This window comes from Frateuria sp. (genome assembly GCF_035695185.1).
GTDB lineage: Bacteria > Pseudomonadota > Gammaproteobacteria > Xanthomonadales > Rhodanobacteraceae > Frateuria_A.
Genome location: NZ_DASSES010000048.1, coordinates 1 through 22,164, shown reverse-complemented (window position 1 = coordinate 22,164; position 22,164 = coordinate 1). Strand labels below are relative to the sequence as shown.

At 67.0% G+C, this 22,164-nt stretch carries 18 protein-coding genes and 2 tRNA genes; 14 read left to right on the top strand and 6 right to left on the bottom strand.

All coding sequences use genetic code 11. From position 1 onward, the window contains the following. From VFH59_RS03680 to VFH59_RS03645, 8 genes are all read left to right on the top strand, one after another. On the top strand, positions 1 to 1,243 hold a 1,243-nt coding region (locus VFH59_RS03680; RefSeq protein ID WP_325163533.1), incomplete at its 5' end, for a heme lyase CcmF/NrfE family subunit. Beyond that, positions 1,240 to 1,782, top strand: a complete 543-nt coding sequence (locus tag VFH59_RS03675; protein ID WP_325163532.1) for a DsbE family thiol:disulfide interchange protein — start codon at positions 1,240 to 1,242, stop codon at positions 1,780 to 1,782. The genes VFH59_RS03680 and VFH59_RS03675, both read left to right, overlap by 4 nt. A gap of 77 nt (positions 1,783 to 1,859) precedes the next feature. Then, positions 1,860 to 2,300 carry a cytochrome c-type biogenesis protein gene (locus tag VFH59_RS03670; RefSeq protein WP_325163535.1) on the top strand — a complete coding sequence of 147 codons (441 nt, stop codon included), beginning with the start codon at positions 1,860 to 1,862 and terminating at the stop codon, positions 2,298 to 2,300. Continuing rightward, positions 2,297 to 3,328: a c-type cytochrome biogenesis protein CcmI/CycH gene (locus tag VFH59_RS03665; RefSeq protein WP_325163531.1), complete on the top strand. Its 1,032-nt coding sequence runs from the start codon at positions 2,297 to 2,299 to the stop codon at positions 3,326 to 3,328. Before VFH59_RS03670 ends, VFH59_RS03665 begins: the two co-directional genes overlap by 4 nt. Then, positions 3,325 to 4,452 carry a homoserine O-acetyltransferase MetX gene (metX, locus tag VFH59_RS03660; RefSeq protein WP_325163530.1) on the top strand — a complete coding sequence of 376 codons (1,128 nt, stop codon included), beginning with the start codon at positions 3,325 to 3,327 and terminating at the stop codon, positions 4,450 to 4,452. The genes VFH59_RS03665 and metX overlap by 4 nt, the downstream gene beginning before the upstream one ends. A gap of 77 nt (positions 4,453 to 4,529) precedes the next feature. Then, a complete protein-coding gene (locus tag VFH59_RS03655) occupies positions 4,530 to 5,111 on the top strand; it encodes a cysteine dioxygenase family protein (RefSeq protein ID WP_325163529.1) in 582 nt (193 codons plus the stop codon). A 24-nt stretch (positions 5,112 to 5,135) separates the two neighbouring features. Next, positions 5,136 to 5,221: transfer RNA gene (locus VFH59_RS03650), tRNA-Leu, on the top strand. A 217-nt stretch (positions 5,222 to 5,438) separates the two neighbouring features. Further along, the gene (locus VFH59_RS03645) at positions 5,439 to 5,927 is read left to right on the top strand and encodes a hypothetical protein (protein ID WP_325163528.1); all 489 of its coding nucleotides are present in this window, start codon (positions 5,439 to 5,441) and stop codon (positions 5,925 to 5,927) included. A gap of 92 nt (positions 5,928 to 6,019) precedes the next feature. On the opposite strand, the gene VFH59_RS03640 is transcribed toward VFH59_RS03645, so the two are convergent. The 4 genes from VFH59_RS03640 to VFH59_RS03625 all read right to left on the bottom strand — a co-directional run bounded on the left by VFH59_RS03640 (position 6,020) and on the right by VFH59_RS03625 (position 10,554). Next, positions 6,020 to 7,606, bottom strand: a complete 1,587-nt coding sequence (locus tag VFH59_RS03640; protein WP_325163527.1) for an MASE1 domain-containing protein — start codon at positions 7,604 to 7,606, stop codon at positions 6,020 to 6,022. Between the two features lie 214 nt (positions 7,607 to 7,820). Continuing rightward, on the bottom strand, positions 7,821 to 8,195 hold the full coding sequence (locus VFH59_RS03635; protein ID WP_325163526.1) for a response regulator: 375 nt from the start codon (positions 8,193 to 8,195) through the stop codon (positions 7,821 to 7,823). 11 nt (positions 8,196 to 8,206) lie between these two features. Further along, complete coding sequence (locus tag VFH59_RS03630; RefSeq protein ID WP_325163525.1) at positions 8,207 to 8,449, bottom strand: hypothetical protein; 243 nt, start codon at positions 8,447 to 8,449, stop codon at positions 8,207 to 8,209. 164 nt (positions 8,450 to 8,613) lie between these two features. Continuing rightward, positions 8,614 to 10,554 (bottom strand): SUMF1/EgtB/PvdO family nonheme iron enzyme, encoded by a 1,941-nt coding sequence (locus VFH59_RS03625; RefSeq protein WP_325163524.1) that lies wholly within the window; start codon positions 10,552 to 10,554, stop codon positions 8,614 to 8,616. 107 nt (positions 10,555 to 10,661) lie between these two features. Between VFH59_RS03625 and VFH59_RS03620 the strand changes: the two genes are divergently transcribed. Then, the gene (locus VFH59_RS03620; protein WP_325163523.1) at positions 10,662 to 11,777 is read left to right on the top strand and encodes a ribonuclease D; all 1,116 of its coding nucleotides are present in this window, start codon (positions 10,662 to 10,664) and stop codon (positions 11,775 to 11,777) included. Positions 11,778 to 11,896: 119 nt separating this feature from the next. Beyond that, positions 11,897 to 11,972 (top strand) — tRNA-Ala (locus VFH59_RS03615). 61 nt (positions 11,973 to 12,033) lie between these two features. Here VFH59_RS03615 and VFH59_RS03610 read toward each other — a convergent pair. Together VFH59_RS03610 and VFH59_RS03605 are read right to left on the bottom strand one after the other, a co-directional pair. Beyond that, positions 12,034 to 12,207: a hypothetical protein gene (locus tag VFH59_RS03610; RefSeq protein ID WP_325163522.1), complete on the bottom strand. Its 174-nt coding sequence runs from the start codon at positions 12,205 to 12,207 to the stop codon at positions 12,034 to 12,036. A gap of 164 nt (positions 12,208 to 12,371) precedes the next feature. After that, the gene (locus tag VFH59_RS03605) at positions 12,372 to 13,988 is read right to left on the bottom strand and encodes an alpha-glucosidase family protein (RefSeq protein WP_325163521.1); all 1,617 of its coding nucleotides are present in this window, start codon (positions 13,986 to 13,988) and stop codon (positions 12,372 to 12,374) included. Between the two features lie 415 nt (positions 13,989 to 14,403). Here VFH59_RS03605 and VFH59_RS03600 point away from each other — a divergent pair, with 415 nt between their 5' ends. From VFH59_RS03600 to VFH59_RS03585, 4 genes are all read left to right on the top strand, one after another. Beyond that, positions 14,404 to 17,292, top strand: a complete 2,889-nt coding sequence (locus tag VFH59_RS03600; protein ID WP_325163520.1) for a TonB-dependent receptor — start codon at positions 14,404 to 14,406, stop codon at positions 17,290 to 17,292. Between the two features lie 111 nt (positions 17,293 to 17,403). Then, positions 17,404 to 18,921, top strand: coding sequence for a tryptophan halogenase family protein (locus tag VFH59_RS03595; protein WP_325163534.1), 1,518 nt, complete (start codon positions 17,404 to 17,406; stop codon positions 18,919 to 18,921). Further along, the gene (locus VFH59_RS03590) at positions 18,921 to 20,486 is read left to right on the top strand and encodes an alpha-amylase family glycosyl hydrolase (protein ID WP_325163519.1); all 1,566 of its coding nucleotides are present in this window, start codon (positions 18,921 to 18,923) and stop codon (positions 20,484 to 20,486) included. The genes VFH59_RS03595 and VFH59_RS03590 overlap by 1 nt, the downstream gene beginning before the upstream one ends. Before the next feature lie 287 nt (positions 20,487 to 20,773). Beyond that, positions 20,774 to 22,164: TIM-barrel domain-containing protein (locus VFH59_RS03585; protein ID WP_325163518.1), on the top strand; the 1,391-nt coding region annotated here is incomplete at its 3' end.

Below are 22,164 nucleotides of genomic sequence, written 5' to 3'. Positions count from 1 at the left end.
GAACGCCAGCTTCATGCCATGGCTGGTGGGCGTGGCGCTGATCCACGCGCAGGCGGTGACCGAGAAGCGTGGCAGCTTGCGTGCCTGGACGATCCTGCTGTCGATCTTCGCCTTCTCGCTCTCGCTGCTGGGAACCTTCCTGGTGCGCTCGGGCGTGTTGACCAGCGTGCACGCGTTCGCCTCCGACCCGCGCCGCGGCCTGTACATCCTGGCCTTCCTGGGTATCGTGATCGGCGGCTCCTTGCTGCTGTACGCGCTGCGGGCGCCCAAAGTGGCCGGCGGCAAGGCGTTCGGGCTGCTTTCGCGTGAGACGGTCATCCTGATCGCCAACCTGATGTTCACCGTGGCTGCGGCGATGGTGCTGCTGGGCACGCTGTTCCCGCTGCTGGGCGATGCGCTGAACCTGGGCAAGATCTCGGTCGGCCCGCCCTACTTCGGCTTCCTGTTCCCGCTGCTGATGCTCCCGGTAGTACTGCTGCTGCCGTTTGGGCCGTTCCTGCGCTGGGGCAAGAGCGACGCCGGTCCGCTCAAGAGCGTGCTGTTGCGGGTGGCCATCGCCGCAGTCGCCTGCGCCATCGTCGCCGCCTTCTTCGTGGATGGCCAGGCCAAGGCGATCGCCGGTGTGGCGGCCGCGGTGTGGTGCGGCGTCGGCACGCTGCTGTACGTCTACAAGCGCTGGCGCGAGATGCCGCGGGGGCGGCGCTATCCGGCCGAGATGGCCGGCATGTTGCTGGCGCACTTCGGTCTCGGCGTGTTCCTGGTGGGCGTGCTGCTGTCCGAGTCGCTGAGCGTCACCCGCGACGTGCGCATGGCACCGGGCGACACGCAGACCGTCGGCGCCTACACCTTCCGTTTCGACGGGGTAGACGCCACCCGCGGCCCGAACTGGCATGCCGAACAGGGCACGGTAACCGTGCTGCGTGACGGCAAGACAATCGACGTGATGCACCCGCAGAAGCGCACCTACCCGCGCGGCCAGGTGCAGACCGAGTCGGCGATCGACCCGGGCGTGACGCGTGACCTTTACGTCGCGCTCGGTGAGCCCATGGACCCGAACAAGCTCGAGGGGGCCTGGGCGCTGCGCCTTTATGCCAAGCCGTTCGTGCGCTGGATCTGGGCCGGCGGGCTGTTCATGATGCTGGGCGGCTTCGTGGCCGGCGCGGACAAGCGCTTTCGCGCCCGGCGCACGGCCGAGAGAAGCCCGGCCGAACCGGTGCTGCCGGCGAAGGAATCACGCGCATGAGCCGTTCGCTGCCGCTGATCGGCTTCCTGCTGCTGGTGGGCCTGTTCGGTTTCGGGATCTGGTGGAACACCGGACATGACCCACGCGAGGTGCCCTCGCCGCTGATCGGCAAGCCGGCGCCCGCGTACGTGCTGCCCTTGCTGGATGATCCCGCCCGGACGGTCAGCAAGGCCTCGATGCTGGGCAAGCCCTATCTGGTCAACGTCTTCGCCAGCTGGTGCATCGCCTGTGGCGAGGAACACCCGGTGCTGATGGCCGAAGGGCGCACGCTCGGCTTGCCGCTGATCGGTTACGACTACAAGGACGCGCCCGAGGATGCCAAGGCCTGGCTCGCGCAGCACGGCAACCCCTACGACATGGTGATGGCCGACCGGCCTGGGCGCACTGCGATCGACTTCGGCGTCTACGGTGCGCCGGAGAGCTTCCTGATCGATGCCAAGGGCGTGATCCGCTACAAGCACATCGGGCCGTTCACGCCCGAGGTGATCGAACGAGAGCTCAGGCCGCTGATCGCGCAGCTCAAGCAGGAGGCGCCATGAGCCGGCTGTTCCCCTGCGGGGTTGCACCCGGTCTCGACCGCGGGGCATCGAAGACGCGTACGGGGACGCTCCTGCGGATGCTCGTCGCGATGTTCCTGGTCATTGCGACCGCAGCCCACGCCCAGGCCATCGACCCGCTGCCGTTCAAGGACCACGCCCAGGAGGTCCGCTTCCAGAACCTCACCCGCCAGCTTCGCTGCCTGGTCTGCCAGAACGAAAACCTGGCCGATTCCAATGCCGACCTGGCACGCGATCTGCGTCACGAGGTGTTCGGTCTGATGCAGCAGGGCAAGAGCGACGACGAGATCAAGCAATACCTGGTCGACCGCTATTCCGACTTCGTGTTGTACGACCCGCCGGTCAAGCCCGCCACCTGGCTGCTCTGGTTCGGCCCCGGCCTGTTCCTGCTGATGGGCGCCGCGGTGGTGCTGGTGACCGTCCGCAGGCGCGGACGGGCTGCGCGCATCGACAGCCGGCTGGTCGACAACGCCACGATCGAACAAGGGGACGATTGGTGAAGCTCGCGTTCTACCTGACCGCTGCCGTGATGATCGCGGCGGCGCTCGCGCTGCTGCTCTGGCCGCTGGTACGGCACGGTCGCCGCCAGGGTCACCCCGGCGGCCTGTTCGCCCTGGTACTCGCCGTGGCCTTCGTGGTTCCGCTGTCCGCCGGTGGACTGTACCTGCTGGTCGGTACGCCGGTGGCGCTCGATGGCGTGGTCGCGCAACCGGCGATGGACATCGACCGTGCCGTCGCCGCACTGCGTGACCATCTCAAGCAGCAGCCGGATGACCTGCAGGGCTGGCTGTTGCTGGCGCAGACCGAAAGCACGCTGCACCACAACGTGCAGGCACGCGACGCCTACGACCAGTCGCTCCGCCTGGACCCGAAGAACGGCGCCGCAATGGTTGGCTGGGCCGAAGCCGATTCCATGATCCGCGACGACCATCGCATCGAAGGCCGCGCCCTCGAGCTGCTCAGGCAGGCGGTGCAGGCCGATCCATCCAACCAGCGCGGGCTCTGGCTACTCGGCATCAGCCAGTTCCAGCACGAGGACTATGCCGCTTCGGCCGCCACCTGGCGCCGCCTGCAGCCGCTGCTCGAACCGGGCTCCAGCGTGGCCAAGGCGGTGACCGAACAGATCGCCGTGGCCGAGGCGCGCGCCGGTGCCCAGCCGGCCTCCGCCAGCAGCGGCGACGGGCCGCATCTCACGGTGCAGGTGCAGCTTGCCCCGGCACTGCGCGACAAACTCAAACCCGGTGCCGCACTGTTTGTCTACGCGCGTGCCGAGCAAGGTCCGCCGATGCCGCTCGCCGTGGCGCGCCTCGATGCCTCGCAGCTGCCGACCACCGTCACGCTGACCGACGCGATGGCGATGGCCCCTCAGTTCAAGCTCTCCTCGGTGGACAAGGTCCTCGTCGGCGCGAGGGTCAGCGCCAGCGGCCAGGCGATCGCCCGGCCCGGCGACCTGGAGGGCGAGGCCGGCGTGGTCGCGGTGGACCACGCCGGGCCGATAAGGATCGTCATCGACAAGGTTCATCCATGACCACCGACGCCCCCGACGCACGCCGCTACCATGCCCTGCCCTCGCCATTCCGTATGAAGCGGGGTGGCCAGTTGCTCGGAGCGCGGGTGGCGTATGAGACCTGGGGGCAGCTCAACCAGGCACGCGACAACGCGGTGCTGATCCTGACCGGCCTCTCGCCCAGCGCGCACGCCGCATCCAGCGCACAGGACCCGACGCCCGGCTGGTGGGAGGGCATGCTCGGCCCCGGCAAGGCGATCGACACTCGCCGCTGGTTCGTCGTCTGCGTCAATTCCCTCGGCAGCGACAAGGGCTCGACCTGCCCCGCCTCGATCGATCCCGCCACGGGCAAACCCTATCGCCTCGATTTTCCCGAGCTGGCGCTGGAAGACGTCGCCAACGCATCCTTCGAGCTGGTGCGCCACGGCCTGGGCATCGAGCGCCTGGCCTGCCTCATCGGCTGTTCCATGGGTGGAATGGGCGCCTTGGCCTACATGGTGCTGCACCCGGGGAGCGTACGCACCCATATCAGCGTGGATACCGCGCCGCAGGCACAGCCGTTTGCGATCGCCATTCGTTCGCTTCAACGCGAGGCGATCCGGCTCGATCCCCACTGGAACGGCGGGGACTACGACATCCATGGCACCGATGGCCGTTACCCGGAGATGGGTATGAGCATCGCGCGAAAGCTGGGTGTGATCACCTACCGTTCGGCCATGGAATGGAACGGGCGCTTCGCGCGCATCCGACTGGATCCGGAGAAGCGGGAGGAGGAGCCATTCGGGTTCGAGTTCCAGGTGGAGTCCTACCTGCAGGGCCACGCACAACGCTTCGTGCGGAGCTTCGATCCCAACTGCTACCTCTATCTGTCACGCGCCAGCGACTGGTTCGACATCGGTGAATACGGCAACGGTGACATCATGGAAGGCCTGAAGCGCATCCACGTCGAGCGCGCGCTGGTGATCGGCGTCAGCACCGACATTCTGTTCCCGCTGGAACAGCAGGAACAGATCGCCACCGGCCTGTCGGCCGCCGGCGCACGGGTCGAATTCGTCGCGCTCGACTCGCCCCAGGGCCACGATGCCTTTCTGGTCGACATCCCCAACTACAGCCGCGCCATCGGTGGATTCCTTGCCGATCTGTGAATTCCTGACGAGGCCGTCTCGGCCGGCTAACACCCGTACGCTAAACTTGGCGTGAAGCCGTACCGCGAGAATCCCCCATGCTTACCACGGAATTTCCCGGCTGCCGCGCCTTGATCGAAGCGATCGATCATGCCGTCGGCATGCAAACCACCTTTGCCGTCACCGACGCCTTGCGCAACAGTCTGTGCAAGCTGATGCGGAGCGGCTCGGTCAAGCTGCCCGACTGTGTGTTCGAGACCGCGGAAGGCCACTATGCGCGACGCGAGCTCTACCGAAGCGAGCAGCACGGCTACTGCGTGGTGGCGATGACCTGGGGCCCGGGCCAGGGCACCCCGATCCACGACCACTGCGGCATGTGGTGCGTCGAGGGCGTATGGAGCGGCGCACTCGAAGTGGTGCAGTACGAACGCCTGGCCGACGAGAACGGCCATTGCCGCTTCCAGCCCGTGGGCTCGATCCAGGCTGGCCCCGGCTCCGCCGGCAGCCTGATTCCACCCCACGAGTACCACACGATCCGCAATCCGAGCGAAGACGCGATCGCGGTCAGCCTGCACATCTATTCGGGCAACATGACGCGGTGCGCCATCTTCCGGCCGCTGCCAGACGACCACTGCTACGAGCGCTGCGAGCGCCAGCTGGGACTCGACCCGGTGCACTGACCCGGGCATAATCCACGTTCTTGTGCCGGTGTGGCGGAATGGTAGACGCGGCGGACTCAAAATCCGCTTCTGGCGACAGAGTGTAGGTTCGAGTCCTATCACCGGTACCACAAGAAAGGGCGGCTGAACCGCCGAAAGAGCCCGCTACAATGCGGGCTCTTTTTTCGTTCGGACGCTGGCTTTCCTGGCGAGCGAAATGAAAGAAACGCGGCAGGGGCAGCGTTGCTGTCGACTGAATACACACCGTGCTTCTCAAAAAAATCACTTTCGCAGCTGCTAGAGTGGCAATTGCTCAATTAGCGAGCAGTCCAACAAGGGGATATGGCAATGATCAAACTCCTTCCGTGCCGTGCGCTTTGCGCAGGTCTGGTCGTCCTGGGCCTTTCGGCGTCCGCTTTAGCGGCAGAACCGTCCGGCACTGGCCTGGGGCAGAGCTGGCCGAATGCGCAAGACGTTAGCGCAAGCGTGCATTGGCACGTTTATGCATTCAACAACAATGGTGTCCGATACATTCAGGTCAACGATCTCAATGGCAACGTCCGGGTAGCCTTCGCCACCGCCAATGGCCAGTTCCTGGTTTTGCCGATGGGGCGCGATGCGCAAGACATCTCGACTCCCCAACAGGCCATAGCCACCTCGTCGACGGCGGTGCCTCTGCGTTCCTATACCGAGACGTTGTATCGCGACAGCGGTGTCCAGCTTGATGCGACACCCATGAGTGACGGCACCACCATGTTTACGGCGGCGCAGACGTCGACATTAGCGGCGCCCAGTTGCGACAGCGACCCTGCCGAATGCAATACGCATCTCAACTGAAATAAGAAAAACCGCCCGGAGAGGCGGTTTTTTTTTGCGCGCAAGAAATCCAGTGGGATCAGCTGCAATACCCCGAGTTGCGGCGAGGGATATCAACAGATTTCAGCATCGAAAAGCATGATGGCGATGCAGCTTCCTTCGGACCGCAGTCTTGCCCGAACCTTTCCTCCGAAGACTGCCGCCCGGTCCTTGATTGCACCCACGCCCAACCCGCTCCCCCCCAACACGGGCGCCAACTGGTCCCAGCGCACCCTGCTCAGTCGCTCGTAGTCGACGCGGCTTTGCAGTCGAAGCACCACCCAGCGCCGGCCGCCGAATAGTCCATTGCGAAGCCGAACGTGTATGCGACTGACATTCCGCTCGGCACAGAGTACGGCGACCGCTTCGTTGACCAGGCGGTACAGGGTTACTTGCACGCCCATGGAAAGCCCGTCAAGCGCGTCCCCCTTTACGTCGCACCAATAAGCGATGCCAGCTTCATCCAGTGACCGGGGCACCGAACCCTCGCGCAGGGCTGCGGGCAGGCCACGCTCACGCAACGCCTGTGGATACAGCGAATCGGCGAGGCGATACATCTGGTGCTGCGTAACGGCCGCTTGGCGGTAGTAATTTCGTTCGTCGGTCCCAGGCAACAAGCACCGCAGGCGACCAAGCATTTGCGTATAGGACGCCTGGATCGATCCGCTCAGCTGCTCGAGGGCACCGGAGATTTGTTGCAACTGGATTTCGCCGAGGTGGACATTTCGCTGCGCCAGGGCAAAGGCAAGCCGCGCATCGATTCGTTGCCTTTCCTCGCGTTCGTGCAGCACCGCAATTCGACCACCAAGCATCATCATGGTGCTGGCAGTGAATGCAATAAAAACCAGCGCGTGCAGCGTGTCGCTATCATGAATGGCGGGCATCGTGAGCTTGACGGCAATACTGGCGGCAGTTCCTCCCACCGCCGCTCCCCGCCAACCATGCCTCAAGGCAAGCCACGCGACCGGCAGGAACATCGCAACCCGCGCCTCCTGGTGCCCCGGCATGCTCGTTGCAAGCCACACCAGCAGTGCAAGAGACGGTAACAACAGGCACACGCTGTCGAGAACGAGGCGACTCTCCGCCAAACGCGCCCACAGCCGGCCTCTGTTGCCCTCAGCCCACTCCTCGCGCGCAAGGAGCACGAGCGGAACGATTGTCAGAATGCCGATGTAGTTCCCGAGGAGATACCAGCCAGCGACGGTCTGTGTCTCGTATGCATAGGCGTCGACCAAGGGACCGCGCATCAGCGAGAACGTCGCGATATTCACAGCGGCCCAGAGCAGCGAGACAGTCAACGTGCAAAATAAAAACACATTGATGTTCGTGCTGGCCCTCGATGGAAACAGCCGCCTGCGGCCACGGCACCAGCGAATTATCGGCATGGCGAACAACATGGGAGGAACCATGAATGTCGCACCCCAAGCCCACCCGTATTTCGGTGCACACGCGATGCCAGTGTATGCAAGCGGCAAGAACTCGCCCAGAACGAGGGCAGGCCAATATCTATAGGGAACGAACAGCAGCACACAGAAGCGGAAACCCGCAAGGGGTATCCAGTGGCTGAAGGTTACTTCGCGCAAGAGAGTGTATGCGAGCGCGTACGCAAGGGTTACCGCAATATGCCGGAACCAGATGTTTGCCCCTATCCCCTTTGGCATCTCCCTTCCCCTGGTGGATCCCCGAACCGCTCAGTCACTGCTGTATCGGCGCATTAGTCCGACAATGAACCCGATCTTCTGTGAAAACCCAGTGAAACAATGCTGTTCGAACATCTTAGCGCATCCGCCCGGCCTCGTCCGATGGGCATGCCGATGCTCGTAGCTGTCACACTTCGGGTGCCGCTCCGAGGATCGCCGTCATGCGGCAGTGGGCTCAACACGAGTACGACGACGCCAACTCCGCCACCATCCTGAAAAGATCGCTCCGATGGAACGGTTTCTGGAGGGTGGGACGGTCCTGCCAGGGTTCGGCCAGACCGTGCGCGCCGTAACCGGTTGCGAAGGCGAAGGGGATTTCACGGGAGGCCAGCGCCTCGGCCACCGGATAGACCTCCTCGCCGCCGACGTTCACGTCCAGGATCGCCAGGTCGATCGCCTCGCTCCTGGCCGCTTCGACCGCCTGGTCGATCCTCGCCATCGGACCGACGATGGTATGACCGGCTTCCACAAGCATGTCCTCGAGCAGCATGGCCACCAGCATTTCGTCTTCGACCAGCAGGATCCGCCAGGGGCCGGACGTCTTTTCCATTAGGGCTGCACCTATTGCACCAGAGTCGTGGAGTCCGGATCGGCCAGTTCATGCCAACTGCCATCGCTCTCCTGCACGCGCACTGGCGGATGCTGGAGACCCCAGGCGCGCGCCAGCTTGGCTCGCACCCGCACGGCTGCCGAGATCGCCTCGGCCCGCGTGGGATAGGTTCCCACCCTTGAGGCGTCGCCCCTCACGATCCAGGGAGCCTCACCGCTGAACGGCACGAACAAGCGTACGGTTTCCGGATTCATTGCGCCCTCCCCCCGGAGGACTCCGCCCGCCGGGAATCCGGCAGGCAGCGCGCATACTGCTGGCCGGACATGCAGTCTTGCAGATGTTGCATGGCTTGGATAGGCCGTCACGCGACCACCTGGCCCAGGTTCCGGCTCCAGCTGCATCCTCTTCAGGCGCATGTCTACAGTTCGCGAACGACGCGAAAGCCGACGCGCGCGTTGCGCACCGTGCCATCGGCGCCCTGCCGGTAGGCCGAGCGGACCTGCTCTGGCGAACTGCCCCAGGAACCCCCACGCACGACGCGCACGCTGCAGCCGGGATTGAGCCAGGCGCTGCCGTCGACGGGGGCACGCACGTAGTTGTCGTGCCAGCAGTCGGCGACCCACTCGGAAACGTTGCCATCGATGTCGTACACGCCGAACGGGTTTGCCGCAAAGCTGGCCACGGGCGCCGGCCCCCAGTAGCCATCGCGGTAGTCGGGAAAGGCGTTGCTCCAGCGCCGCCCGCTGGGTGAGCGGTCGCTGCTGCCGGTGACGTTCTCCACCTTGCGGGTAGGCGCCTGCCCGCCCCACCAGAAGCGGGTCTGGGTGCCGCCGCGCAGGGTGTACTCGAACTCGGCCTCGGTGGGCAGGCGGTAACGCTTGCCGGTGCGTTCACTCAGCCATTGGGCATACGCCTTGGCGTCGCGCCATGACACGTTGACTACCGGCATGTCGTCCGGCGCCGGGCGGCCAGCGTAGTCGTCCTGCCAGGTGGCACGCGGGTCGTCTCGCAGGACGCCGCTGCGCTCGTCATACACGCTGGCACCGCCGAGCCTGGTCGAGTCCGGCTGGTAGCCGCTGGCGCGCACGAACTCGCGGAACTGACCCACCGTCACTTCGGTGCGAGCCATGGCGAAGCCCTTGGCCAGGGCGACCTGGTGCGGGGGCGTCTCGGCATCCGTGTGGTCGTCCTCTCCTTCCGGCGCCCCCATCCGGAAGCTGCCGGTCGGGATCACCACCATGGCTGGAGTGTGCCCCGGCAGGTCGACGAACCGGTCGCTGAAAACCTGCCCCGGCTTGTAGCTGGCATACAGGCGGGCATTGGTCAGCTGTTGCTGGAACTCGTCCATGCCCTTCAGGCCTGGCTGCAGGGCCTGGGCCTGCCCGGCCAGCCGCTGCGCCAGGTCCAGGTTGCCGGCATCCAGCGCCGAGCGCGCCTGCGCCAGCAGCCCGTTGGCGCGCTGTCGGCGGATACCCTCGACGCGGTTGCGCACGTCAGCCAGCTGCTGCGAGCCGGGGCGGATGGTCTCGGCTTCCGCCAGCGCGCGGTCGGCGGCGGCAAAGTCGTTCTGGGCGACCGCTGCCAGCGCACGGTCCAGCACGGCCCGCTGCACCTGGAAAACGCCCTGCTCGGCCACCGCGTTCTGTGGATCGAGCGTCTGCACCTGGCGGTAGAGATCCAGCGCGCTGGCGCCCTGCGGCTGGTCAGCCTTGCCCTGCTGCAACAGCGAGGCCGCCTCGGCCAGCATCGGGCGGACCTTCGCCAGGGTCTTCAGGCTCTGCTCCAGCTGTGCGACGTCGCCGGCGCTGTTTGGCAGCTTCTTCAAGCCGTCGAGCAGATCCCGAGCCGAATCCGCATCGCCGACCGCGACATCCTGGCCGATCTGCGCCACCAGCTGAGCCCGCACCTGGTTGAGGCCCTGGGCCGCCGCGCGACTGTCGGGCTTGTCGTGCAGCGCCTTGGTGTAGAGCGCGGCGGCGCTGTCCTCGTCGCCGACCAGCCGGTCCGCCCGCAGGGCCTCGCGGGCGCGCGCCAGCAAGGCCTGCACCTCAGGGGTGTCGGCGCTGAGCTGTTCGGGCAAGTGTTGGTTGCCCTTGGCCATGCGACCTGCGATCACCGCCGCGGGGGCCAGCGTGAGCGGGGGACCCGCGTCGGCTTCGGCGTCCAGGGGCGTGGCTGGCGTGCGCGGTGCAGGCCGAGGCGCGAAGCCGACCGGGGCCGGGCGACGCGCCGTCAGGGTTGCGGGATCGACATGAAAGACTCGCGGAAAGAAGTGGTAGACCAGCGCCGCACCAAGCACGAGCACGCCCAATGCGCCACCAAGGGTGCGCTGGAGGCGGACGGTTTCATTGCTCGGCATGGAGGTCCCAAGGCTGTTATCGTGCGCTGCTCACCTTATGGCAGGGCCGATGACAGGGCAATGCGCTCGCGCCGCCCCTGCCGAACCCACACCGAGGAACCCTTCGCATGTCCGTGCCCACGGCGGCCGCCGCCACATGGATCGATCGTCGTGACACGCTGGATGCGTGGCTGGCCGACTTGCCCCCCGATGCCGCGCTGGGCGTGGATACCGAGTTCATGCGGCGCAACACGTTCCACCCGCAGCTGGCACTGCTCCAATTGGGGTGGAACGGGCGCTACGCCCTGGTCGACCCGCTTGCCTTCGATATCGGCGACGCCCTGCGCCCCCGCCTGGCGACGGGCCCCACGGTAACCGTGATGCATAGCGCCGGCGAAGACCTCGAGGCACTCGCACCGCTGCTCCCCCAGGGACCCGGGGTGCTTTTCGACACCCAGATCGCCGCCGCCTTCGTGGGCATGGGCCTGGGCCTGAGCTACCGCGCGCTGGTCGCCGAACTGGCGGGCGCGGACCTCGACAAGGGCGAAACCCGCTCCGACTGGCTGCAGCGGCCGCTGACCGAATCGCAGCGGCTCTACGCCACCCTCGACGTGGTTTATCTGGAACCGGTGCGAGCGCAGCTTGCCGCCCGCCTGGCCGATCGCGGCCGTACGGCCTGGCACGCGGAAGATTGCGAACGACTCAAGCGCCGGGCCAATGTGCACGAGGGTGACCCGCAGCCGCAGCGCAGCTTCCGCGCGGCGGCCGAATGGCCGCGCACGCAGCAGGCGCTGCTGCGCCGCATCCTGGTGTGGCGCGACCGCAGCGCGCGCGCGCTGGACCGGCCGCGCTCGTGGCTGGTGGAAGATGCGTTGGCGCTCGACCTTGCGCAGAATCCGCCACAAGGCCTCGCCGAACTCGAACAGCGCAGCCGCGGGCAGCGCGCACTGCGCTCGGCCCAACGGACGGAACTGCTCGAGCTCCTCCGAACCGTTCCCGACGCACAGGAAGTGGCGGCCACCGCCACGATCCCCACGCCCGTGCTGGGTGCCGCCAAGAAAGCGCTCGCCGCGATGAAGGACACCGTCGACCGCCTGGCCGGCGAACTCGACCTGCCGGCCGGCCTGCTGTGCCCGCGCAAGGTGCTGGAGGACTACCTCAGCACGCGCGAATGGCCCGAGTTCCTCGAGGGTTGGCGGCGCGAGGTGCTGCACGAGCGGCTGAGTGCCCAGCTTCCGGATTGATATGCCTGACGCTGCCGGCTCTGCGGCGGCGAGTGGGTTGAAGCCCGCGGTCCCGAAAACGGAAGGCACCAGGCTCTTGGCGAACGCCACGCGACGCTGCTAACATGCGCGGCTCGCGTGGGGTGGTAGCTCAGCTGGGAGAGCGTCGCGTTCGCAATGCGAAGGTCGGGAGTTCGATCCTCCTCCACTCCACCAATCCGTTCCAGCCGAAAGCCCCGGTGGCGCAAGCCTCCGGGGCTTTTTTCATTTCCGGTGGCTACGGATGGTCGATGCCTTCCTCGCGCTTGGCTTCGCGATCGGCCTCTTTCGCGTCGCGGGTTTCTTTGGCGTCGCGCTTTTCCTGCAGCTTGTGATCCATCCGCGCGACCTCCTGCTCGTTGCGGTCGCCGGTGCCGTGCTTGCGGTTGGCGGGGGGCATGGGGTTGGGCATGCGGTGGCTCCTGATGAAAGGACCGGTGCAAGCCTACGCACAGGGCGCTCATCGCCGCGTGATCCCGTGATGCCGTGATCCCGTGATGCCGGGAAGCTGCCTGGAGGGCTGGCGCGGGCTCCTGCAGGAGCCCGCGCGGTCGTTCGGAGCCGGCCGTTCGCGCTTCAGGCCAGGCGTGCGAACACCACGCCGTGGCCGGGTAGTTGGAGCCGTCCGGCGGCAAACACGCCCTGCGCAAGCCCGTGGCCATCGATGGCATGCCAGCTGCCGTCGAGCGCCAGCTCGGCCTCGAGCGCACTCGCGCCCAGGTTGAATGCCACCAGCACGGTCTCGCCGCCGTGGCTCCGGGTGAAGGCAAGTACCGGCTCGGGCGTTTCGAGGAAGCGTATGTCGCCCCAGCGCAGGGCGGGTTGTCCGCTGCGCCAGCGCAGGACTCGGCGGAAACCATGCAGCGCGGAGTCCGGATCGGCTTCCTGCCTCGCCACCGCGCATTCGCGATGTTCGGCCGCGACCGGCAGCCACGGCTCGCCCTGGCTGAAGCCCGCATGCAGGTCACCGTTCCACGGCATCGGCGTGCGGCAGCCGTCGCGGCCCTTGAACTGGGGCCAGAAGGCGATGCCGTAGGGATCCTTCAGCGACTCGAACGGCACCTGCGCTTCGGTCAGCCCCAGCTCCTCGCCCTGGTAGATGCAGACCGAGCCGCGCAGCGAGCAGGCCAGCGCGGTGAACAGGTTGGCCAGCGCCGCGGTCGGCTGTGCCCTGCCCCAGCGGCTGAGCACGCGCTCGACGTCGTGATTGGAGATGGCCCAACAGGGCCAGCCCTGGTCCATCTGCGTCTCCAGCTGCTGGACGGTATGGCGGATGTGCGCGGCGCTGAAGTCGTCGGTCAGAAGTTCGAAGCTGTAGCCCATGTGCAGGCGACCGGCCCGGGTGTACTCGGCCATCGTCGCCAGCGAGTCTTCCGAAGAGATCTCGCCCAGCGCCACGGTGCCCGGATAGCGATCGAGCAGCGCACGCAGCTCGGTCAGGAAGGCCAGGTTCTCTGGCTGGGTGTTGTTGTACCAGTGGTACTGGAAGGCGTACGGGTTGTCCGGGCTGAAACCGCGGCCGACGCGATGCTCCCGGGGCTTGGGCGGGTTGTCGCGCAGCTGCGCATCGTGGAAGCAGAAGTTGATCGCGTCCAGGCGCAGGCCGTCGACCCCTCGCTCCAGCCAGAAGCGCACGCACTCGAGGATCGCCGCCCGCACCTGAGGGTTATGGAAATTGAGGTCGGGCTGCGAGGCCAGGAAGTTGTGCAGGTAGTACTGGCCGCGCCGCGGCTCCCACTGCCAGGCGCCCCCGCCGAAGATCGACAGCCAGTTGTTCGGCGGCGTGCCGTCCTCCCTGGCATCGGCCCATACGTACCAGTCCGCCTTGGGATTGTCGCGGCTGGACCGGCTCTCCTGGAACCAGGCATGGTCGACCGAGGTGTGGCTGAGCACCTGGTCGATCATCACGCGTATGCCCAGGCCGTGCGCCTTGGCCAGCAGACGGTCGAAATCCTCCAGCGTGCCGAACATCGGATCGACGTCGCAGTAATCAGCGATGTCGTAGCCGTAGTCGGCCATCGGCGACTTGAAGAAGGGCGAGATCCAGATGGCGTCCACGCCGAGGCTGGCCACGTAGTCGAGCTTTTCGATGATCCCCGGCAGATCGCCCACCCCGTCGCCATTGGTATCCAGGAAGCTGCGCGGGTAGATCTGGTAGGTGACGGCTCCGCGCCACCAAGGTGGATTGATCATCAAAAGCAGCCTTCAGCGCTCGCCTGCGCCTTCGAGGTTGGAAAGAAAGCCGCGTCAGCTTATCCGCAGCCCCCAAAACGCTCGATCCGCCTGCATACGTATTCATCCGTGCTGCGGCTGCAACAAATGAGTCGCCCGTCCCACCGAATGAGCACCTTCACGCCCGCGCCGACGAGGCACGCCCTGACTACACAGGCGCGGGCCTGCTGCCTGTCATCGAAGCCCATCGCCGGAGCACTTCGCCCCGATGCTGCAGCGCGATGACGACACAGCAGCCTCGGCGATGAATACGTATGCAGCCATGGCCGTGTCACGGAAACGCAGCCTTAACATCGCCCCACGTTGCCGATGACCTGCCGCCGCGCGGCCGGATAACACGAAAACCAGATCGCACCATTTTCGCGGGGAGACGCACATGTTGATCAAACGCAGTCCTTTGGCCCTTGCCCTGATCGCGGCAGGTCTTTGCTTCACCGGCGCCGCCATGGCCGCGCCGCAGGATGCCGACCCGTCGGCCAGCACGACGCAGAGCCAGGACCAGCAGCAGGCCGGCGCCGCCGCCCAGCGCAGCCAGAACGAGGACAAGAAGGCGCGCAAGCTGGGCACGGTCGAGGTCAATGGCTTCGTCAGCAGCCTGCAGAACTCCACCGCACTCAAGCGCAACTCGAACGCGATCGTCGAGGCCGTTTCGGCCGAGCAGATCGGCAAGCTGCCGGGCGTGAGCATCGCCGACACGCTGGGTCGCCTGCCCGGCCTGGCCGTGCAGACCGTCAGCGGCCGCCCGCAGGTAGTGAGCATCCACGGCCTGGGGCCGGACTTCTCCACCGCCCTGGTCAATGGCAGCCAGCAGGTCTCCACTTCCAACAACCGGGACGTGCAATTCGACCAGTACCCCTCCAGCTGGTTCGACAACGTGGTGGTGCACCTGAGTCCTTCGGCCGACCTGGTCGGCCAGGGCCTGTCGGGCACGGTGGACATGCATACCATCCGTCCGCTGGACAAGGACAAGGCCGAAAGCGCACTCAACGCGCGCTATGTCTGGGACAGCACCAAGCAGCTGGCCGACGGCCCGGGCGTGGGCGACCGCGGCTACAACGTGAACGGCGTCTGGGTGAACCAGTTCGCCAACCACACGTTCGGCGTGACCGTCGGCGTGGACTTCGAGTCCAACCCGGCGCAGATCCAGCACCAGGCGCCCTGGGGCTACCCGAACGACGCCAACGGCAACCTCGTGGTCGGTGGCGCGAAGAACTACGGCATCTCCGACCAGATGAACCGCACCGGCCTGCTGACCACCCTGCAGTGGCAGCCGAACGAGCACTTCAACAGCACCCTCGACCTGACCTACGACAAGTTCAAGGAAACCCAGCAGGCCAAGGGCATCGAGTTCCCGCTGTTCTGGGGCTCGGGCGTCACGCTCACCGAAGGCAACGTCTCGGACGGCTTCGTCAGCGACGGCACCTACGACAACGTCAAGGCAGTCGTCCGCAACGACTACAACAAGACCAACGCCAAGGTCTACAACGTCAACTGGGAAAACAACCTGCGCTTCAACGAGAACTGGTCGGCCAGCCTGACCGCCAGCTACTCGCGCGCGCGGCGCCATGACGTGATGGTGGAAAGCTATGCGGGCACCGGCTTCGGCGTGGGCAACGGCGCCACCGACAGCATCGGCTTCAGCGAGCAGTCCGGCGGCCTGCTCTACCTCGACCCGTCGCTGGACTACAGCGGCAGCCAGATGGTGCTTACCGATCCGCAGGGCTGGGGCGGTGGCGCGACACCGCCGGTGGTGCAGGCCGGCTTCGTCAATGCGCCGCACACCGACGACCACATGGCCAACCTGCGCCTGGCCGTCGAGCGCGAATTCCTCAACGGCCCGTTCTCCTCGGTGGAGCTGGGCGTGGTGCGCGGCACCCGCAACAAGACCTACAACATCGACCAGGCCTTCCTGATCCTGCCCAACGGCGCGCAGACGGCCCCGCTCAGCGCCCCCAGCTGCGACCCGTTGTCGTGGATGGGCATTGGCTCGCAGGTCTGCTACGACCCGATGGCGTTCATCGCGGACGGCACTTACGAGCAGTTCCCGACGGCGCTGTCGTCGATCTCGGTGCCGCCGAACTGGGAGGTCAACGAGCGTGACCTGACCTCGTACCTGCAGTTCAACCTCGACACCACGCTCGGCGACGTCGGCCTGCGCGGCAACTTCGGCGTGCAGGCGGCGCACACGGCGCAGTCGTCCACCGGCCAGCGCGTCGAAGCGAGCGCCGGCGGCACCAACGGGTCCAACGCGATGCTGGTACCGGTTTCCGGCGGCACTTCGTTCACCAAGTACCTGCCCAGCATGAACCTGATCTTCGGCTTCGGCGAGCAGGACGACCTGCGCGTGGGCGCGGCCCGCGTGATGGCCCGTCCGCGCATGGACCAGATGAGCGCCAGCCTGGGCGTGTCCGGCAACATCACCCGCCTGCCGAACACCGACCCGAACCTCTCGTACTTCAGCGCCTCGGGCGGCAATGCCAAGCTGCTGCCGACCATGGCGGACAACTACAACGTCAGCTACGAGCACTACTTCCAGGGCGACGATTCGGGCTACCAGTGCAGCTCCGCCGAATCGAAAGCCTCGGACCTGTGCCGTGCAGGCGGCGGCGGCTACGTGTCGGTGTCGGGTTACTTCCTGAAGCTCAAGGACTACATCAACCCGAACGCGGCCTATCTCTATGACTTCGCCGCCTTCGCAGGCGCCTATCTCTCGCCGGAGCAGCAGCAGCAGCTCGGCACGACGCTGGGCATCGTGTCCGGCCCGGTGAACGACGGCCGTGGCTACGTGAAGGGCCTGCAGACCACCCTCAACCTGCCCTTCAGCCAGATCACCCCGGCGCTGTCGGGCTTTGGCACCATCGTGACCGGCGGCTACACCAAGAGCTCGCTGGTCTACGGCGACAACCCGGATCCGATCACCGTGCCGGGCCTGTCGAAGTGGACCGCCAATGCCACGCTGTACTACCAGCACAGTGGCTTCGAGGCCCGCGTCAGCGACAGCTACCGTTCCAGCTTCCTCGGCGAGGTATCCGGCATCAGCGCTACCCGCATCGAGCAGACGATCAAGGGCGGCAGCGTCTACGACGCGCAGGTCAGCTACACCTTCGACCACGGCCCGCTGGAGGGCCTGACCGTGATCGCGCAGGGCTCGAACCTCTCCAACAAGACGTTCGTGACCTACCAGAACGACGATCCGCGGCAGGTGCTCACCTGGGAGCGCTACGGGCGTCGTTACGAGGTCGGTGTGTCGTACAAGTTCCAGTAAGCGTCCCGCCTTGCCCCAGCCAGGCCCCGTCAGCAAGATCGACGGGGCCTTTTTCTTCCGGCTCAAGGTCGGCCAGAGTCGAGCCAACGAACGCGGAGCCACGACATGCCCCTGAACGCTTCGACCATCCGGCAAATCGTCATTGTCGGGGGCGGCACGGCCGGTTGGATGACCGCGGCCCTGCTGTCCCGCGCATTGGGCGAGCAGGTGCACATCCGGCTGGTGGAATCCGACGAGATCGGCACCGTTGGCGTGGGCGAATCGACCATCCCTTCCATCCGCCTGATCAACACCTTCCTGGGGCTGGACGAAGACGACCTGCTCCGTTCGGTGCAGGGCACCATCAAGCTCGGCATCCAGTTCAACGACTGGCATCGGCTGGGCGCTTCCTATCTGCACGCGTTCGGCGACATCGGCCTTCCGCTGGGCCTGTTGCCGTTCCACCCTTACTGGCTGCGCAGCCGGCAGGCTCCGGGCGCGCCCGACCTGTGGGCCTATTCGCTCAACGCCAGGGCGATCGACGCCCACCGCTTCGCCCGACTGGAGCGGGTCGGCGATACGCCGCTCACCGGCCTGCGCTGGGCCTACCACCTGGATGCCGGGTTGTACGCCCGTTACCTGCGCCGGCACGCCGCCCAGCGGGTGGAGCGCACCGAAGGCAAGGTGGTCAAGGTCAACCTGCGCGCGAGCGACGGATTCATCGAATCCGTGCAGCTGACCAGCGGCGAGATCATCAGCGGCGAGCTGTTCGTCGACTGCTCGGGCTTCCGCGGCCTGCTGATCGAGGACGCGCTCAAGACCGGTTACGAGGACTGGCGCCAATGGCTGCCGTGCGATCGCGCAGTGGTCGCGCCGAGCAGCCGCGTGGAGCCGCTGCGTCCCTTCACCCAGGCCAACGCGCGACCGGCGGGCTGGCAGTGGCGCATCCCGCTGCAGCACCGCAGCGGCAACGGCCACGTCTACTGCAGCCGGTTCATGGGTGACGACGAGGCGGCCGCCCTGCTGGTCCGGGACATCGAGGGCGAACTGCTCGAACAGCCCCGCCTGCTCCGCTTCACCAGCGGCATGCGCCGGCAGAGCTGGAACCGCAACTGCGTGGCCCTCGGCCTGGCGGCCGGCTTCATGGAGCCGCTGGAGTCGACCAGCATCCACCTGATCCAGTCAGGGGTGCAGCGGCTGCTGAACCTGTTCCCCGACCGCCATTGCGACGCCGCCCTGGTGGCCGAGTACAACCGCCAGACCCGCTTCGAGTACGAACGCATCCGCGACTTCCTGATCCTGCATTACCGCGCCACCGAGCGCCGCGACACGCCGTTCTGGCAGCACTGCGCGCAGATCGACCTGCCCGAATCGCTGGAGCGCAAGCTGGCGCTGTTCCGCAGCGGCGGCCGTATCGTCCGCGACGCCGACGAACTGTTCGCCGAGCCCGCCTGGTTGCAGGTGATGCTCGGCCAGGGCATCGCACCGGCCAGCCACCACCCGCTCGCCGATGCGTTGCCGCAGGCACAGCTGGACGAATTCCTGTCGCACATCCGCACCCTGCTCGGGCGCGCGGTCGAGGGCATGCCGGGCCATGCCGACTTCATCGCCCGGCATTGTGCCGCGGGCGGCCCGGCGGCGGTCGCCTGATGCGCCCGGGGGTGACGTCGCTGCTTGCCGGCCTCCTGCTTGCCGCGCTGGCACCGCTCGCCACCGCCGGCGCCGACCAGCACGCGACGGCGGAACGCACCCACGGCCAGGCAACCGTACCCGCCCGCTCCGGCGTCTGGTACGAGATCTTCGTGCGCGCCTGGTACGACACCGACGGCGACGGCACGGGCGACCTCAACGGCGTGACCGCCCGGCTCGACTACCTCAAGTCACTCGGCGTCGACGGCATCTGGCTGATGCCGATCAACCCGTCGCCCAGCTACCACGGCTACGACGTCACCGACTACCGCGCGATCAACCCCCGCTACGGCACGCTGGCCGATTTCCGCCGACTGCTGGACGCGGCCCACCGGCGCGGCATCCGGGTGATCATGGATCTGGTGGTCAACCACACCAGCGACCAGCATCCCTGGTTCCTCGCCGCCCGCGATCCGAACGATCCGCACCACGCCTGGTACAGCTGGGCCGGCCCGGGCACCGATCTGCATGCGACCAGCGCCACCGGTGGACCGGCCTGGCACGCGCTGGGCAGGCAGCATTACCTGGGCGTGTTCACCGGGGAGATGCCCGACCTGGACTTCGACACGCCCGCCGTGCGCGCCGCGGTGACCGACATCGGCCGCTACTGGCTGGCGCAGGGCGTGGACGGCTTCCGCCTCGACGCCGCCCGCCACGTCTACGTGGACTTCCCCCAACAGGCCGACGACCCGCGGGTGCTCGAACGCAACCTCGCCTGGTGGAGCGCGTTCCACCACGCGATGGCCGACGTGCGCCCGGACGTCTACGTGGTCGGAGAAGTGACCCGGGACGACCCCAGTCAGCTCGCCCCGTGGTTCGGCCCGCTCGATGCGGTGTTCGATTTTCCGCTAGCAGCCCAACTGGTGAAGAGCGCCCGCAGCGAACGCAACGACGGGCTGAGCGCGCTCCTCGGGCGCATCGGCGCCGCGATTCCTCCGGGCCGCGACGCCCCGTTCCTGTCCAACCACGACCAGGAACGGGTGATGAGCCAGCTGGGCGGCGACGCGCGGCACATGCGCACGGCCGCGGCGATGCTGCTCACCCTGCCCGGCCGGCCGTTCCTCTATTACGGCGAGGAACTGGGCATGCGCGGGCGCAAGCCCGACCCCGACCTGCGCGAGCCGATGCGCTGGTACCGCGATCCGCACGGATCCGGCGAGAGTCGCTGGAAGCGCTTCACCGCGGGCGACGGCCCGGACGTTACGGTGGAAGCCGAGCAGGCCGACCCCCACTCCCTGCTCGCCTGGTACCGCACGCTGATCGGCTGGCGCCGTCAGCTGGCGGTGCTGCGCGACGGCGCGCTGCACCTTCCGGCCATCCCCAACCCGGGCCTGGCCAGCTGGGAACTGAGCGATGCCGGCGCCGACGTGCTGGTGGTCCACAACCTCTCGCGCAAGCCGCAGACACTGGAACTGGCCGGCCCGCTCACGCGTTTCAGCCGGCTGCGCCTGGCCAGCGAGGCCGGCGCCCACATCGCCGCCGGCCGGTTGCACCTGCCGGCCTACGCCTCGGTGGTGCTCGAGTGAACGCGCGGTCACCTGCCGCCTTCCGGACGTCCACGGAGGGTGAAAAGACCTGCGCTACCGGTACGGCCGAGTCCGTTTTTCCATCCCCACCCCGCGTCGCCGGATCGTGCGCCGCACCATCGGAAAACCGCGCCATGTCACAGATGAATACGTATGCATACGGGTGTCGCGACCTCCGCCATGCGCCCTACCATGGGCCCGGCCCTGGTCGCCTGCACGCGCTCTTCACAAAGCTCAAGCACGCGTCGATGGGGCCGATCACGTCGTTCGTCGTCGGAGTATTGCTGGTGTCCCCCTCTTCCGCTGCATCGCTTTCCCAGGCCCGGGCGCACGCTGCGCTGGCCAGGTCCGCCTCCATCACGCCGGCCGCGCCGGGGTTCGACATCCCGCTCGGTGCCGACACGCTCCGTGTCGAGCTGACCGCTCCGGGCACGCTGCACGTGCAGTTCCGGAAGGCCGGCCACGCGCCTGCCCCGACCCTCGTCGTCGATCCCGCACTGCACGCCGCGAGCCGGCCCGGCGCCGATATCGCACAGGATGCCGATGGCGCCCGCCTGCACTCGGCGCAGCTGGATGCGGTCTGGGACAAACAGCATGGTGAACTGCGCATCGGCCTGCCGGGCCAGCCGCCGCTGCTGCGCCAGTTCGCCCTGTCCTCGCTTGGCCATGGCCGCCTGAGCCTGATCCACGCCAAGGGCGAGCCGATGTACGGCATCGGCGGCTTCGACGCCACGGAGCCTGCCACCGCCGGGCTGCTGCGCGACGGCTACCGCACGGTCACCGCCGGCGAGCAGGGCCACGCCGGGGCACCGTTCGTATGGACCACTGCCGGCTACGGCGTGCTGATCGACGGCATCGGCGGCCAGATCGCGCTGGGCGACACGCGCATCGACGCGCGCATGTTCGACGGCGGCCTGGACTACTACGTGTTCGTCGGCGATCCACACGCCATCTTCGGTGCGCTGGCCCAGGTCAGCGGCCGCAGCCCGCTGTTCCCCAAGTGGGCGATGGGCTTCACCAACAGCCAGTGGGGCATCGACGAGAAGGAGCTGCTCGACATCGTCCACGGCTACCGCGAGCGCCATATCCCGCTGGACAATTTCACCCTCGACTTCGACTGGAAGGCCTGGGGCGAGGACCACTACGGCGAATTCCGCTGGAACGAGCACAAGTTCCCCGACGGCGACAGCGGCAAGCTCAAGGCCCTGCTCGACGCCCAGGGCGTGCACCTGACCGGCATCATGAAGCCGCGCATCCACGTCGACACGGTCGAAGGGCGCGAAGCGACCGAGCACGGTTACTGGCTGGCGCAGAGCGACCCGGCGCCGGATTACTTCTCCGGCAAGCCCGTGCGCGAGATCGACTTCGCCAACCCGGCCGCGCGCGCGTGGTTCTTCAACGATGCGCTCAAGCATGCGTTCGCCACCGGCATGGTCGGCTGGTGGAACGACGAGGCCGACGACGTCGCCGTCGACCTGCAGCACATGGACATGCAGCGCGCGCTCTACGACGGCCAGCGCGCCATTTCCGACCTGCGCGTGTGGTCGCTCAACCGCAACTTCTACCTGGGCGCGCAGCGCTACGCCTATGGTTTGTGGTCCGGCGACATCCCCACCGGCTTCGCCAGCATGGCCGGCCAGCGCCAGCGCATGCTGAGCGCGATCAACGTCGGTGCGAT

Bases quoted from the DNA above. Each gene is read 5' to 3' on its own strand.
- VFH59_RS03675 (WP_325163532.1), top strand. From the start codon at position 1,240: ATGAGCCGTTCGCTGCCGCTGATCGGCTTCCTGCTGCTGGTGGGCCTG.
- VFH59_RS03670 (WP_325163535.1), top strand. From the start codon at position 1,860: ATGCTCGTCGCGATGTTCCTGGTCATTGCGACCGCAGCCCACGCCCAG.
- metX (WP_325163530.1), top strand. From the start codon at position 3,325: ATGACCACCGACGCCCCCGACGCACGCCGCTACCATGCCCTGCCCTCG.
- VFH59_RS03655 (WP_325163529.1), top strand. From the start codon at position 4,530: ATGCTTACCACGGAATTTCCCGGCTGCCGCGCCTTGATCGAAGCGATC.
- VFH59_RS03645 (WP_325163528.1), top strand. From the start codon at position 5,439: ATGATCAAACTCCTTCCGTGCCGTGCGCTTTGCGCAGGTCTGGTCGTC.
- VFH59_RS03640 (WP_325163527.1), bottom strand. From the start codon at position 7,606: ATGCCAAAGGGGATAGGGGCAAACATCTGGTTCCGGCATATTGCGGTA.
- VFH59_RS03635 (WP_325163526.1), bottom strand. From the start codon at position 8,195: ATGGAAAAGACGTCCGGCCCCTGGCGGATCCTGCTGGTCGAAGACGAA.
- VFH59_RS03630 (WP_325163525.1), bottom strand. From the start codon at position 8,449: ATGAATCCGGAAACCGTACGCTTGTTCGTGCCGTTCAGCGGTGAGGCT.
- VFH59_RS03625 (WP_325163524.1), bottom strand. From the start codon at position 10,554: ATGCCGAGCAATGAAACCGTCCGCCTCCAGCGCACCCTTGGTGGCGCA.
- VFH59_RS03620 (WP_325163523.1), top strand. From the start codon at position 10,662: ATGTCCGTGCCCACGGCGGCCGCCGCCACATGGATCGATCGTCGTGAC.
- VFH59_RS03610 (WP_325163522.1), bottom strand. From the start codon at position 12,207: ATGCCCAACCCCATGCCCCCCGCCAACCGCAAGCACGGCACCGGCGAC.
- VFH59_RS03605 (WP_325163521.1), bottom strand. From the start codon at position 13,988: ATGATCAATCCACCTTGGTGGCGCGGAGCCGTCACCTACCAGATCTAC.
- VFH59_RS03600 (WP_325163520.1), top strand. From the start codon at position 14,404: ATGTTGATCAAACGCAGTCCTTTGGCCCTTGCCCTGATCGCGGCAGGT.
- VFH59_RS03590 (WP_325163519.1), top strand. From the start codon at position 18,921: ATGCGCCCGGGGGTGACGTCGCTGCTTGCCGGCCTCCTGCTTGCCGCG.